General features: G+C 70.9%; 13 protein-coding genes and 1 pseudogene. 4 read left to right on the top strand and 10 right to left on the bottom strand.

Annotated features, from left to right (window positions below):
* The first annotated feature begins 39 nt into the window (after positions 1–39).
* On the top strand, positions 40–492 hold the full coding sequence (locus tag L3078_RS12975; protein WP_239753595.1) for a hypothetical protein: 453 nt from the start codon (positions 40–42) through the stop codon (positions 490–492).
* A gap of 109 nt (positions 493–601) precedes the next feature.
* Here L3078_RS12975 and L3078_RS12970 read toward each other — a convergent pair whose 3' ends face one another.
* The 7 genes from L3078_RS12970 to L3078_RS12940 form a co-directional block, all read right to left on the bottom strand.
* Positions 602–2,188, bottom strand: coding sequence for a DUF1996 domain-containing protein (locus tag L3078_RS12970; protein ID WP_239753594.1), 1,587 nt, complete (start codon positions 2,186–2,188; stop codon positions 602–604).
* A 303-nt stretch (positions 2,189–2,491) separates the two neighbouring features.
* Entirely contained in the window at positions 2,492–3,514 is a 1,023-nt protein-coding gene (locus tag L3078_RS12965; RefSeq protein WP_239753593.1) for an SDR family oxidoreductase, read from the bottom strand.
* Between the two features lie 63 nt (positions 3,515–3,577).
* A complete protein-coding gene (locus tag L3078_RS12960) occupies positions 3,578–4,216 on the bottom strand; it encodes a winged helix-turn-helix domain-containing protein (protein ID WP_239753592.1) in 639 nt (212 codons plus the stop codon).
* A 334-nt stretch (positions 4,217–4,550) separates the two neighbouring features.
* Positions 4,551–5,531, bottom strand: coding sequence for a DUF6891 domain-containing protein (locus tag L3078_RS12955; protein WP_239753591.1), 981 nt, complete (start codon positions 5,529–5,531; stop codon positions 4,551–4,553).
* A gap of 93 nt (positions 5,532–5,624) precedes the next feature.
* On the bottom strand, positions 5,625–6,656 hold the full coding sequence (gene glnII / locus L3078_RS12950; RefSeq protein WP_239753590.1) for a glutamine synthetase: 1,032 nt from the start codon (positions 6,654–6,656) through the stop codon (positions 5,625–5,627).
* A gap of 299 nt (positions 6,657–6,955) precedes the next feature.
* Positions 6,956–7,672, bottom strand: coding sequence for a septal ring lytic transglycosylase RlpA family protein (locus tag L3078_RS12945; RefSeq protein WP_239753589.1), 717 nt, complete (start codon positions 7,670–7,672; stop codon positions 6,956–6,958).
* A 132-nt stretch (positions 7,673–7,804) separates the two neighbouring features.
* The gene (locus L3078_RS12940; RefSeq protein WP_239753588.1) at positions 7,805–8,164 is read right to left on the bottom strand and encodes an arsenate reductase family protein; all 360 of its coding nucleotides are present in this window, start codon (positions 8,162–8,164) and stop codon (positions 7,805–7,807) included.
* 176 nt (positions 8,165–8,340) lie between these two features.
* On the opposite strand from L3078_RS12940, the gene L3078_RS12935 reads away from it, so the two are divergent.
* Complete coding sequence (locus L3078_RS12935) at positions 8,341–8,655, top strand: hypothetical protein (protein ID WP_239753587.1); 315 nt, start codon at positions 8,341–8,343, stop codon at positions 8,653–8,655.
* 281 nt (positions 8,656–8,936) lie between these two features.
* Positions 8,937–9,584 (top strand): DUF4360 domain-containing protein, encoded by a 648-nt coding sequence (locus L3078_RS12930; protein ID WP_239753586.1) that lies wholly within the window; start codon positions 8,937–8,939, stop codon positions 9,582–9,584.
* Positions 9,585–10,168: 584 nt separating this feature from the next.
* Here L3078_RS12930 and L3078_RS12925 read toward each other — a convergent pair.
* The gene (locus L3078_RS12925) at positions 10,169–11,359 is read right to left on the bottom strand and encodes a winged helix DNA-binding domain-containing protein (RefSeq protein WP_239753585.1); all 1,191 of its coding nucleotides are present in this window, start codon (positions 11,357–11,359) and stop codon (positions 10,169–10,171) included.
* Positions 11,360–11,506: 147 nt separating this feature from the next.
* On the bottom strand, positions 11,507–12,442 hold the full coding sequence (locus L3078_RS44555; protein WP_275593137.1) for a phosphotransferase family protein: 936 nt from the start codon (positions 12,440–12,442) through the stop codon (positions 11,507–11,509).
* 215 nt (positions 12,443–12,657) lie between these two features.
* On the opposite strand from L3078_RS44555, the gene L3078_RS12915 reads away from it, so the two are divergent.
* The gene (locus L3078_RS12915; protein ID WP_239753584.1) at positions 12,658–12,951 is read left to right on the top strand and encodes a hypothetical protein; all 294 of its coding nucleotides are present in this window, start codon (positions 12,658–12,660) and stop codon (positions 12,949–12,951) included.
* Between the two features lie 49 nt (positions 12,952–13,000).
* On the opposite strand, the pseudogene pspAB reads toward L3078_RS12915, so the two are convergent.
* Positions 13,001–13,441, bottom strand: a pseudogene (gene pspAB / locus L3078_RS12910) (PspA-associated protein PspAB); the annotation flags it as partial.
* Positions 13,442–13,445 lie beyond the last annotated feature (4 nt).

The following is a 13,445-nucleotide window of genomic DNA, read 5'->3' as shown; positions in this document are numbered from 1 at the left end:
TGGCGAGTTCACGTCGCCGGAATGGACGCGGAGGTACGGATGAGTTTGACGAGGAAGAGCCTTGCGGGGAGCGCGGCCGGCACGGTCGCCGCCCTGCTGCTGCTGACCGGCTGCGGCTCGGGCGACGACGCCGAGGCCGCCGTTCCGAAGACGGCGACCGGGACGCTGGAGCACATCGCGGGCGAGGTCGGCTGCAAGCCGGACATGCAGACGGACGCGGACACCATCCGGCAGGCCCTGTGCACCAACAAGGACGGCGACTTCGACGGCAAGTTCGTCCTCGCGACCTTCGCCACCGACCGGGGCCAGGCGGAGTGGCTCGCCGGCGCCAAGGACTACGGCGGGTACTACCTCGTCGGCCGCAAGTGGGTCGCCGTAGGGGAGAAGAAGACCGTGGGCGGGCTGCAGGGCACGCTCGGCGGAGAGGTGCAGGAGGGGTCCGCGCACATGAACCCCGGCGGCAGCCACAACAACGGCAACCACAGCGGCTGACGGCGGCCCCGGCGGCCGACCGACCGCGAGGGAAACGGAAAGCCGGCGGTGGGATTCCCACCGCCGGCTTCCTCGTCACCGCTTCAGGATGACTGTGGCTGCTTCAGGACTACTGGCAGTCCTGGCCACTGTTGATGCAGTCGACCACCTGGTTCATCGTGTTCTCGTCGAAGAAGTTGATGAAGTCGTTGTGGTCGGTGATGGCCTTGTGCAGCTGGTCCGGGAAGGAGTCGATCGCGTACGCGTTCTGCAGCTGCCCGTTCTGGATGGACGGGGCCGGGATGTCGTAGACCAGGCGGACCTGGAGCTGCGGGATGGCCTGGAAGCCGTTGGAGCAGCTGCCGTCCTGCTCGACGAAGTCGACGTGCGTGCGGTGGTTGGCGCTGTCGATGTTCTGGCCGTCCCAGCAGCTCTGGAAGAAGGACGTCCGGACCACGGAGCTGCCCTGCGGGCAGATCGGGTACTTGTCCGTCACCACACGGTCCTCGAAGCCCGTGCAGCTCCAGTTCGTGTTGGCGTTGTTCAGACCGTTCACGAAGGACTTAGCGTCACCGGTGATGATGCGCAGCGCGGTCGGCATCGCGACGACGTCGCCCTGCTTGTTGCCGACGAACTTCAGCTCGGCCTGGCTCGGCTCGACGATCTTGCCGACGTTGCCGTCCTGGCCACCGCCGGGCGCGTTGGCGTCGATGTCGTTGGTGCCGTCCTGCAGACGGATGACCGGCCAGAAGTAGGAGGACTTGTCGCCCTGGTTCTGGCAGGTGGTCTGCGCGTTGGCCAGGTCCTGGTCGCTCGCGAAGGCGTTGTTGCTCTGGTTGCCGACGTAGTCGTGCTGGTGCTGGGCGCCGTTGCTGACACCGGGGGCGACGATCACGTTGTCCGAGTTGCGGAGCTCGTTCTCGTTGGTGCCGCAGTTCGTGGTGAAGGTACCCGTCGAACCGCTGTCGCCGTTGGCCGCGAGGCCGTTGCCGCCGACACCCTTCGGGCCGCCGTTCGGCTGGACCTGGTTGATGTCGATGAAGTCGCCCGCGACCGGACCGTTGCCGCCCTGGCCGCCGCCACCCTGGTTCTGACCGTCGCCGCCCTGGTTCTGACCGTCACCCTGGTTCTGGCCGTCGCCGCCCTGGTTCTGGCCGTCACCCTGGTTCTGACCGTCACCGTCCTGGTTCTGGTCCTGACCGTCGTTGTTGCCGCCCTGGTCCTGGCCGCCACCCGCGTTGGTCTGGTTCGGGTCAGCGACGCCCTTGCAGCCGGCGAGCTGGTCCATGCCCTGCGGAGTCTGTCCGCCCGCGTTCCGGATGTTGATGCCGATCCGGTCGAGGGTGGCCACTCGCTTGGACTTGAGCGGGCCGATGATGGCGTTGTTGACGAAGCCGGCGTCTCCCGCCTGGGCCTGGCGCGTGTCAGCGAGGCGCTTGTAGGCCTCGGTGATCTGCTGGTCCAGCAGCGCCAGCTCCTTGGCGACACCCTTGCGTGCCCTCTCGGGCACGTTCGTCAGCTGCTGACCGACGTCCGGGCAGTCGATCGTGGCCACCTGCGCGGAGGCCAGCGTGCTGTTCTGCCCGGACTCCGACTCGCCCGCTGAGGCGTAGAAGTTCGCCCAGACCAGGCCGCCGCCCGCGACCGCGAGCGCCGCGGATGCGGCGATGGCCCGGACGGCCAGCGGCGAACGTCGTTTGCGTGTGTTGCGTCCCATGGAACTCCTCTGACTTCCTTGCGGGGCATCGAGGCGCCCGACAGGAGTGAAGCGGCTCCATCAGATACGCGGTGAGTCCCAGGAGTGTTCAGGCGACTCAGAAATTGCTGAGAGATTCGTGGGACAAACTGGTTTCAACACCCCACGGAACACCGGGAGTTGCCGCCCGTCTACGGCGTGTGCGCGGTGAGGGTCCCGGGCGGGGTCCGTGAAGGGAACGTTTCGGCGGCCCTGGTCAAGATACGCGAGAACCGCCGCCCGCGTGCCGATTGCCCGTTCTGCCGCCGAACCGCCCCCCCGGCGCTACCGGCCGAGCACCTTCGCCTCCAGCGCCGGGTCCAGACCCACCGGCGGCCGGTCGGGCCGGTGCGGTGCGATGCCGCCGAGTCCCGTCAGCCACTCCCAGGTGTCCCGCACGGTCTCCGTGACGTCCCGGCAGCGCAGTCCGTCCCGCACCGCCCGTGACACGTCCGCCCGGTGCAGCGCGTCGTGCAGGTCGCTGCCCTCCGGCACCCACACCGGCAGGCCCGTCCACGGCTCGATCCCTGCGTCGAGGATCAACTCCGGTGCGGTCCAGCGGAGTTCGGCCCGTCCGCCGGTCACCCGCACGCAGGCGTCGAGCAGTTCCCCCATGCTGGTCGTGCCCGGGGGACCGGCCAGGTTGTAGGCGCCGCCCAGCCCTCGTTCCGCCGCGCCGAGCAACCAGTCGGCGAGATCGCGGACGTCGACGTACTGGAGGGGGAGGTCCCGGGGGCCGGGCGCCAGGACCGGTCCGCCCCGGGCGACACGGTTGAGCCACCAGGGCAGTCGGCCGATGTTCTCGTACGGGCCGAGGATCAGCCCGGAGCGCACGAGGAGCGAGCGGTCGGCGCCGAACGCCTCGACCGCGGCGAGCTCACCACCCCGCTTGTCACGGGCGTAGTCGGTCTGCTCCGCGTCGGCCGACGCGCCCTCCACCAAGGGCGCCCCCTCGTCGTACCCGGCGGCCGGGGGCCAGGCGTACACCGAGCAACTCGACACGTACACATACCGTTCGACCTTGTCGGCCAGCAGCCGCGCGGTGTCCCGAACGGCTCGCGGCGCCGCCGACCACGTGTCGACGACGACATCCCACCCGCCCCCGCCGGAACCGGAACCGGCGGTGGAGGCCTCGACGAGCGCCGCGAGCCCGTCCGGTGCGGTGCGGTCGCCCAGCAACGACCGCACCCCGGCCGGAGGTGCGTGCCGTCCCCGGTGGAAGACGGTCACCTCCCAGCCGCGGGCGCGCGCCGACTCCACGACGGCGCGGCCCACGAACTCCGTACCACCCAGCATCAGAAGTCTCATACCGACGACTCTGCCCGCCGGGCGGCGGCTACGGACGGGAATCTGCTCTCAGGCGATCCGCAGTCAACGGGCCAGCGGCGGTGTGTACTTGTACCCGACCCGCCGCACCGTCTGGATCGCCTGACGGAACTCCGCGCCGAGCTTGCGCCGCAGCCGGGCGATGTGGACGTCGACGGTCCGCCCGTCGCCCACATGCCCGTAGCCCCACACCGTGGTGACCAACTGGTCGCGGGTGTGCACCCGGCCCGGGTGCGCGACCAGATGGGCGAGGAGTTCGAACTCCAGGTAGGTGAGGTCGAGCGGCCGCCCGTCGACCCGCGCGGTGCGCTGCGCCGTGTCCACGCGGACCAGCTCGTCCCCGACCTCGACGGAAGCGGAAGCGGAAGCGGAAGCGGAAGCGGAAGTGGGAGTGGCGTCGTCCGCGATCGCGAACGGCGGCACCGGCGGCTGCTGGTCGGCCGGCACGAGCACCAGGTAGCCGATCATCGGCGGCCGGCCCGGCAGCGTGGGCAGGGTGTGCTGGGGGGCGGGCAGCCAGGTGGCCCCCGGCGGCAGGAAGTCGGTGATGTCCACGACCTCGTCCCGGCCCACGGCACGCAGCCGGTGGCGGGGCGCGGGCCCGGGGGAGGGGACGGCGACGGGGGAGGAGCCCGACGCGGCGGTCAGCGGGGCGGCGGTCGACAGAGAACGGGTGTTCGCCATGAGGGGTCAGCTCTTTCGCGCGAGAGGTTCGTCCGGGAGACCTCGGCGGCCGAGTTCGTGGTCGGGGACCCGCCGAGGGACGTACGTCGTTCCGCGCCGACCGAAGGCCGGGGTGTACGGCTTTAGAGGGCCGGCGCGTTCATCGCGCGGCAACACACCCGGTCGAAGTCGTGGTGCTGACGGGAAGGCCAGAAGGGCTCGAGGTCATGGCGACCCGTCGCACGTCGGTTCTGGAAGCTGGCCATGGCCCCATTGAAGCAGACACACGCCCGTCGCAGGAGCCTCCTCTCACTGCTTGGACGCTTCTTGAACATGACGGGAGTCTGTCGTGCCCTCAGCCGACCAGGCGTTTCCGCCAATCCAGCGGGGTGACGGTGATGGCCGTGCCGGGATCGCCGTCCCACTCCGTGGACAAGCCCTCGGCCGCGAGGGCCGCGACGACCTCCCGGCCCACCGCCGTCGTGGTCCCGGCGGAGCCGTCGAAGCCGCCGTAGAGCAGCATCAGCCCGTGTCCGGCGGCGGCGCCCTCGGTGCACTGGGAGTGGAAGAACACGAACCCACGGGCGTCCGGGGGCCCTTCGGCGCCTATCTCGCTCGTACCGCAGGTGCGGCAGCACGTGAAGTTCTCCCGGGCGGTGATGCCGTGCGCCCTCTGGAGGGCCTCGAAGGCACGGGTGAGCCGCTCGGGGTCGGTGACCCCGTCCCACGTGTCCTGCTCGGCGAGCCGGTCCACCCAGAGCCGGTCGACGAGCTGCCGGGCCTGCGCGGGGGAGACGGGCCGGTGGTCGCCCTCGACCAGGTACTCCTCGGCGGCCTCGCTGAGCCGCGCCCGGTCGTCGTATCCGCAGCGCAGCAACTCCCGTACCCGCTCCTCGGTCTGCTCCCGTACGTCGTCGTCGAGCTCCGGCACCTCCTCGGGGGCGTCGTGCTCGACGGGGGTCCACTCGATGCCGGTGTCCCAGCCCTCCGCCCGCCGCGCCCAGCCGGTCATGGCCTCGGCGACCCGCTCCGGGTCGGTGAGGACGGCCCCGAAGAACCGGTCGCGGCCCTCACGGTGCTCCAGCTGGTACTCGCCGTCGGTGCCGTCGTCGGCCCGCTGGTGCCAGACCTGGACGAAGACGTCCGGCACGTCCGGTATCCGCTGCACGACCAGGAAGCGGTCGCCGTGGTCCCCGATCCGGCACACCAACTCACGCAGCCGCCCCGCCGTGATCCGGGCGTGCTTCTCCCCGTACTCCGTCTCGACCTTGACGGCCAGTCCGGCCGGGTCGGTGCGGTCGGCCATGTCGTTCGGGTCGCCCCCGTCGATCTTCATGCCCCCACCCTGACACGTCCCACTGACAACGCCGGAGGGCGCCCACCGAACCGGTGGACGCCCTCACGGGAAACGCTGTGCGGCTGCCGAGGATCAGACCTGGCCGGCCTTGTCGAGCGCGGTGCAGCAGGTGTCGACGATCAGGCGCGTGACGACGTACGGGTCGACGTTGGCGTTGGGTCGACGGTCCTCGATGTAGCCCTTGCCGTCCTTCTCGACCTGCCACGGGATACGGACCGAGGCGCCACGGTTGGAGACACCGTAGGAGTACTCGTTCCACGGGGCGGTCTCGTGCAGACCGGTCAGACGGTCGTCGATGCCGGCGCCGTAGTTCTTGACGTGGTCGAGCGGCTTCGAGCCCTCGCCCAGCGACTCGCACGCGGTGATGATCGCGTCGTAGCCCTCGCGCATCGCCTTGGTGGAGAAGTTGGTGTGCGCACCGGCGCCGTTCCAGTCACCCTTGGCCGGCTTGGGGTCCAGGGTGGCGGCGACGTCGAAGTCCTCGGCGGTGCGGTAGAGCAGCCAGCGGGCCACCCACAGCTGGTCCGAGACGTCCAGCGGGGCCAGCGGGCCGACCTGGAACTCCCACTGGCCGGGCATGACCTCGGCGTTGATGCCGGAGATGCCGAGACCGGCGGCCAGGCAGTTCTCCAGGTGGGCCTCGACGATGTCACGACCGAAGATCTCGTCGGCGCCGACACCGCAGTAGTAGCCGCCCTGGGGGGCCGGGAAGCCGCCCTTGGGGAAGCCGAGCGGGGTGCCGTCCTGGAAGAACGTGTACTCCTGCTCGATGCCGAAGATCGGCTCCTGCGCGGCGAACTTCTCGGCGACCTCACGCAGCGCGGCACGGGTGTTGGACTCGTGCGGCGTCATGTCGATGTTGAGGACCTCGCAGAGCACGAGGACGTCGTCGCCGCCGCGGATCGGGTCCGGGCAGGTGAAGACCGGCTGGAGCACACGGTCCGAGGAGTGCCCCTCGGCCTGGTTGGTGGAGGACCCGTCGAAGCCCCAGATCGGCAGCGCGTCCAGACCGGCGGGCTCACCCGCGATGATCTTGGTCTTGGAGCGGAGCTTGGCCGTCGGCTCGGTGCCGTCGATCCAGATGTACTCAGCCTTGAAGGTCACGGGACACATCCTTCGGGGTGGGTCACTAGGCGCATGTGCGGGTGCTGCGGCGCTGCGGCACTGAAACGCCGCTGATGCCGGGCAGCCTGTCAACCTGCGATTTCCCGGTCATTGCTCGAATGTGAACCCCGTGTTACCTGGTACCTCTGTGGCGTGACTCACGTCCCGGTGGACCCGCTGGTCGTAAGCGCGGGGGAGGCCGGCCACCGCTGTGCGCGGCGGCCGGCCTCCGTGGGCGGCGATCGCCTGCCCTTCACCTCACCGTAACGAGCGGGTCCGGCCCGCCGGTCCGGCCGGGCTCACCCCACCTTCTCGATCAGCGCGCGGCGGATCAGGAACTTGCCGGGTTCCCGGACCTGTTCGAAGGCCGAGTTGTTCAACAGGACACAGCTGCCGGAGACGGAGGTGACCTCCACGGTGGTGGACTTGTTGTTGTCCAGGTTGGTCACCCGCAGCTTGGTCCCCGCCGGGAACTCGTTGCTGGACGCGGCCGGGGCGCCGCCCTCGCCGGAGAGGGTGACGGTGGAGCCGTTGCAGACCTGCTCGCCCGCACCGGCGTTCCCCGCGTTCCCGCCGGCCGCCTCTCCGGCGCCGCCCGCGTCCCCCGTGCCGCCCGCGTTCCCCGCGGCCTCGTCGCCCTGGGGGTCCTGAGCCGACCCCCCGGTCTCCGCGGCCGGCGCGGACGGCTGTGCGGGCTGTGCCGCCTGGGAGCCCTGAGCCGACTCCCCGACGACGCAGTCCGACGCCTCCTGCTGGACCTTGATCTGGGCGATGACCGCCTCACGGTTGGCGATCCGGGCCGCCGACTGGGCGTCGGGTTTCGCCTTCTGGTCCGCGATGAACCGCTCGTTGTTGCCGAGAGCGGTGGCCAGACCCTGGCAGACACTGGAATCCGCCGCGGACTGCGCCGCGTTCGACGTGGCCGCCATGGCGAAGGCCCCGCCTCCCGCCACCGCCGCCGCGGTCACGAACAGCGCGACCTTCTTCTTCGTGCCGAGCGTTCTCCTACGCGACATGCGCGCCTCCTGTTCCTGGTGGACCCTCGCCGGGGCCATCGGATCGGACGAGTACGCCGCTATGTACGAGATCCCGAACGAGGTTACTCAACGGTCACAGGAAACTCTCAAGTAACGGACGTCACACTGCAGTTACCTGGACAGGGCGTCCCGTACCGCCTCGTCCGTGCGCCCCACCACCGCTGTGCCGTCGTCCGCGGTGATGATCGGCCGCTGGATGAGCTTCGGGTGCTCGGCGAGTGCCTTGACCCACCGGTCGCGCGTCCCGGCGTCCCGGGCCCACTCCTTGAGGCCGAGCTCCTTGGCGGCGGCCTCCTGGGTGCGGGTGATGTCCCACGGTTCGAGCCCGAGCCGCTCCAGTACGGCACGGATCTCGTCCTCGCTCGGGACGTCCTCCAGATAGCGGCGGACGGTGTAGTCGGCGCCCTCGGCGTCGAGCAGGCTGAGGGCGCTGCGGCACTTGGAACAGGCCGGATTGATCCAGATCTCCATGCCGCCCACCGTAGCCAACCGGGCCGGAAAAACCCGTGTTCCACCTCTGTCACAGGACCCTCAGAACCCTTCTGGCCAGGGGCGATTGTCAGTGGTGGGTAGTAAAATAGAAGCAGTGTTCGAGGGTTGCCGACGGGGGATTTCCGGCGGCGCCCAGACCGCGACAGGAGGATGTCTTGCCCGCTGCCGCACTGAAGTCGAAGCCGCTGCCCACCCAGTCCACCGTCCAGCACCCCGTACTGCTCGACCTGCCCTACGCCCCGGTGGTGAAGCACACGCTGCCGCCGGGCCGCCCGCGCGAGTGGTACATCACCCACAACCGGCGCCTGAAGGCCATGCGCCTCGCGATCGCCCTGCTCGACTCCGGTGTCCACACGCCGAACCAGGCGCGCAACGAGACGATCCGGAGCACGGCGGAGGTCATCGGGGTGCACCCGCCGTCGGACACCACGTGCCACATGGTGCGGGCGCTGATGCGCTACAGCCGCTGACGCGGTGGGGCGGCTGACGCGGTACGACCGCTGACGCCGCCCGGGTGCTCGGGTGCTCGGGTGCTCGGTGCTCGGGTGCTTGAAAAATGGGCGATCTCCGGCCGCCAGGGTTGGCCGGAGATCGCCCTAGCCCTGCCCGCCCGGGGTCCATACGATGCGGTCGCCCCTCGGTCTTCACAGGTGTTTCACAGACTGTGCCCGCATGGCTGTGTTTCTCGCGGACCGTGGGGTCCTCGCGCATGTTTGTTGACATGTGCATGACCCTGATAGGAGAACCCCCCATGGTTCGAGGTCTCCTCCTGGGCGGCGCGGTCGCCGCCCTCTTCGCCTCCGCGCTTCCCGCGCAGGCCGATTCCCCCTTCGAGGACCCGCCCCCGGACAAGATCGTCATCAAGGTCGCCACGGTGAACGGCTCCGGCTGTCCGGCGGGCACGGCCGCGGTCGCCGTCTCGCCGGACAACACCGCGTTCACGGTGACCTACAGCGACTACCTCGCCCAGGTCGGCGGTGGCGCCCCGTCCACCGCGTTCCGCAAGAACTGCCAGCTCAACCTGATCGTCCATGTGCCTGGCGGCTTCACGTACGCCATCGCCAGCGTGGACTACCGAGGCTTCGCCTCGCTCCAGCGCGGTGCGAGCGGCGTGGAGAAGGCCTCGTACTACTTCCAGGGGTCGCCCGACACGGCCGCGCGGACCCACACGTTCAACGGCCCCCTCGAGGACAACTGGCAGGCCACGGACGAGACCGACTGGGCCCAACTGGTGTGGGCGCCCTGTGGGGTCGAGCGGAACTTCAACATCAACACCGAGCTGCGGGTCAACCGGGGGTCGTCGCCGGCGGGCAGCACGAGCTTCATGACCATGGACTCGACGGACGGTGACATCAGCACGATCTACCACTTGGCCTGGAAGGAGTGCCCGGAGAAGTGAGCCGCGACGCCGGGTGCGCCGTCGCTGCGCGGCCACCCGGCGCTCGTGTCGGCCTTTCGCTGCGCGGGCACCGGGTGCTCGGGCCGGCCTTTTGCTGCGCGGCACCCGGTGCTTGTGTCGGCCTTTCGCTGCGCGGGCACCTGGCGCTCGCCGGGCTTTTGCTGCGCGGGCACCCGGCGGATGTGTCGGCACTTCGTCCACGGGCCGGCATCTCGTCCGCGGGCCGGTGGGGCTTCTCGCGCAGTTCCCCGCGCCCCTAAAAGCCCAGGCCCTGCGGGCCTGAAAAGCACGGGGCGCAGCCCCTGCTTTTCAGGGGCGCGGGGAACTGCGCGAGCAACCACAACCCACCCGCACCCGCCGACGAACCCCACCCCCGAGCTATCAGGCGCCCCATCCCGCACCCGCCAACGCACCGAACCCCCGAGCTGATAGGCGTCCCACCCCGCACCCGCCAACGCACCCGTACCCCCGAGCTGATAGGCGCCCCATCCCGCACCCGCCAACGCACCCGTACCCCCGAGCTGATAGGCGCCCCATCCCGCACCCGCCGACGCGCCCGTACCCCCGAGCTATCAGGCGCCCCCTCACCCGCCCGACACCAACTCCTTCTCCAGCGGGGTCCGGAAGCGCGGTGTGACGCGCGTGCCCCCGACCCACCCCTGAAGCCGTGCGGTCTCCTCGTGGATCGCCTCCTCGGCCTCCCGTCCCACCCCGTCCGTGTCCAGCAACCGCCACACGACCTCCCCGTCCGCCCGCTGGGCCCACCCGCCCACCACCCGGCCGTTCCACCACACCGTCGGGCCGATGTTGCCGCTGTAGTCGAAGAGCGCGGCCCGTACCCCGGGGGCGAGGTACCAGTCGCGGTCGCGCCACCCCATGGCCGTCGGGTCGAGCGCCGGGAGCAGGGCGGCCCAGGGCTCGCCGGGGTCGGGGACCGGTTCCTCGTCCTCGGCGGTCACGAACCCCGTGCCCTCGTCCAGCGTCACGGCCCGCGCCCCGATCGCCGCCAGCGCCCGCCGCACCTCGGTGACCTTCCACCCCGTCCACCACTTGAGGTCCGCCTCGGTCGCCGGACCGCAGGCCGCCAACCACCGGCCCAGCAGCGACGCCTGGGCCTCGGCCGCGTCCAACTCGGGATGGGCGGGTGCCACGGCCCAACGGAACTGGCTCGACGTCCAGGAGCCGAGCGGCCGTCCCCGTACGACCCTGCCCTCCACCCCCAGCACCCTGAGCAGCCGGGTCGAGACGCTGTGCGTCCCCTCGTAGCTCTTGCCGGCCGCGTACACGAACCGCTCCCTCAACCTCGGTTCGTCCTCGGCGAGTTCGGACGCCGTGGCCTGGCCCCGGCGGGCCAGCGCGGCCAGCGCCGCCTCCTCGACGTCCTTCAGCCAGGCCGCGTCCGGGGCGCCGGCCGTCGCCATCTCCTTCAGCAGCGCGGCCCGCTCCCGCGCGGCGACCGTGAGGCCGGTCGAGGCGTGCACCACGGCGGCGAGCTCCGTGGGGAACACGAACACCGTGTGCCGCATGCCGTGCATCCGGACGAGCGTCCGGTCCGCGTAGAGCGCCCGCTCGGTCTCGGTCACCGTCCGCGCGGCGTCGGCGAGCCGTGCGCCCACGGCCAGGAACACCGTCGCGGGATCCGAGCCGTGCAGGGCGACGAGCGCGCCGGCCACCTCCTCGGGACCCGCCGACCGCGCCGATCCGGCCAACCGGTGCCGCAGCCCCAACCGCACGCGCCGCTCGCCCACCCCGACATACCGCCGCCCGTCACCCACACCGACCGCCTCCACCCACACGCCGCGTCCCGCCCGCCGAGCCGCGAAGCTCTCCGCCCCCGCGAGCCCATCACATCCACCGAGGGCCCCGCACACCACCGAACAACAGCCCCCTGACCACATCCTCCCGGTCCCCACTGACAGTCCCTACGCGTACCGCTCCACCACCCCGCCCACGTACGCCTCCAGCCGTGCCCCCAGCACCTCCGGCGTCAGATCCGTGCGCCCCAGCTCACGCCAGGGACCCGCCAGCTTCTCCGCGTCCGGCGCGTACGCGAGCGCGTCCAGCAGCAGCCAGTACGCGTGGTCCCGGTTCCGCGCCAGCGGGCGCCCGCCCCGCGCCTCGTACCGCGCCCGGAACCCCGCCCCGTACGCGGCCCCGTACAGCAGCGCCACCGCCGTCGAACAGTGCGCCACGTCCAGATCGGCGGGCCCCCACGAGGTCTCGACCCAGTCCACGACCCCGCCGATCCGCAGATCACCCCGCGCGCCCGCGCCCGTGAACAGCACGTTCCCCGGATGGAAGTCCCGGTGCAGAAAGCACCCCTCGTACGCGGGCGCCTCCCGCCGGATCACGTCCACGGCCCGTTCCCACAGGGGACCGCCGGGCGTGGTGACCCGTTCGGGCGAGGTCCAGGCCTGGTAGGCGCGAGGCCGTTCCTCCGGTACGACCGCGTGGATCCGGGCGAGCTGCCCGGCGAGCAGGTCCAGCCGGCTCTCCAGGTCCGCGTCCTCCGCGACCCGCACGGACCCCGGCAACAGGGACATCAACAGCGAGGGGTGGTCGGCGAGTTCGGCCGTCGGGTCGACGGCGTGCAGAAGGGGCGCGGGAATGTCGTCATGGTCGGCGAGCAGGGTGAGCATGTCGGCCTCGCGGCGCAACAGCCCCGGCGCGTGCAGCCGGAAGAACGGTTTCACGAACGACCGCAGGACCAGATCCGTACCGTCGTCGAGTTCCAGCCGACGCATCCGCGACGTCCAACCGCCGCGCAGATCGGTCGAGTTCCGCACGGAGCGGCCCGCGGGGAGCTGCTCGGCCACCCACGCGCGGGTCGCTGCCCACTCCTGATCGTCGAATGTCATGCGGTCAGCATCCCCGACGAGGAGCGGAGGTCTCCGACAAGGAGCCGGCTCCCGATAAATGGGATGCCCCCGCACCCGTCACACGAGCATCCTGGAAACGCGGAGCGAAGGCCCCCGGAAGACCGGGCCCGTGCACGACGGGCACCACTTTCCGGCCCCGGGGCTACTCTTCCCCGCACAGTCATCACCCACGCCACGCCCCGAGGAGTCCCGTCATGGGCACCTTGATCCTTTCGGCGACCGCCGTTCTGGTCGTCATGGGTTTCTCGAACCAGATCCTCTGGCTGGCCGCAGTCGCCCTGCTCTACCTGTACGTCCGCTACGGCCGCACGGGGGGAGGCTCGGCGGCGTCCTCGTCGGGTTCCCCGGCGAGCGGCGGCTCGGCCCAGCCCGCCTCCTACCGCGCGTACCGCGATCGCCGTGACCAGCAGGCGAAGTGGGAGCGCCGCTACCGCCGCGAACGGCCTTTCGAGACCCGTCGGCAGGAGCGCGACAAGAGCAAGAAGTAGCGACGAACAGCGACAAGGAGCAACGTCCGGCGGTGTCCCGGGGCCGAGGTCACAGCCCCGGGGCACCCCAGACCGGGAACCACCGGCTCAGCTCGGGTTCGACCCGCAGCTCGTCCCCGAGCACCGCCCGGACCCGTAGCTCGAGCGCGTTGTCGCGCCGCTGCCCGGCACCCGGCAGCGGCGCGAACGGATAGAACGTCCCGCGCTTGTAGAGATAGACGATCCCGAGCCGGGTCCCGTCACGGTCACCCTCACCGACGTGCCCGACTCCGTCCTCACTCCCGCCCGCACGGCGGAAACCGACGACCGAGCACAGCAGTTGAGGCCCGAACCCGCCGCCCTCCAGAGCGCTGTTGACCGCGTGCAGATCGCTCACCAGCGCGGGCAGGTCCCGCAGATCCCACTGCCCCCCGGGTCCCCCGGGGGAGACCAGCCACGATTGACTTGCATCCTCGGGCTGATGCCCGAGGATTCTGGCCTTCTCGACTGGTTGC

It is taken from the genome of Streptomyces deccanensis (assembly GCF_022385335.1).
In the GTDB taxonomy this organism is placed as follows: Bacteria; Actinomycetota; Actinomycetes; order Streptomycetales; family Streptomycetaceae; genus Streptomyces; species Streptomyces deccanensis.
This window is presented reverse-complemented; position numbering and strand designations above follow the sequence as displayed.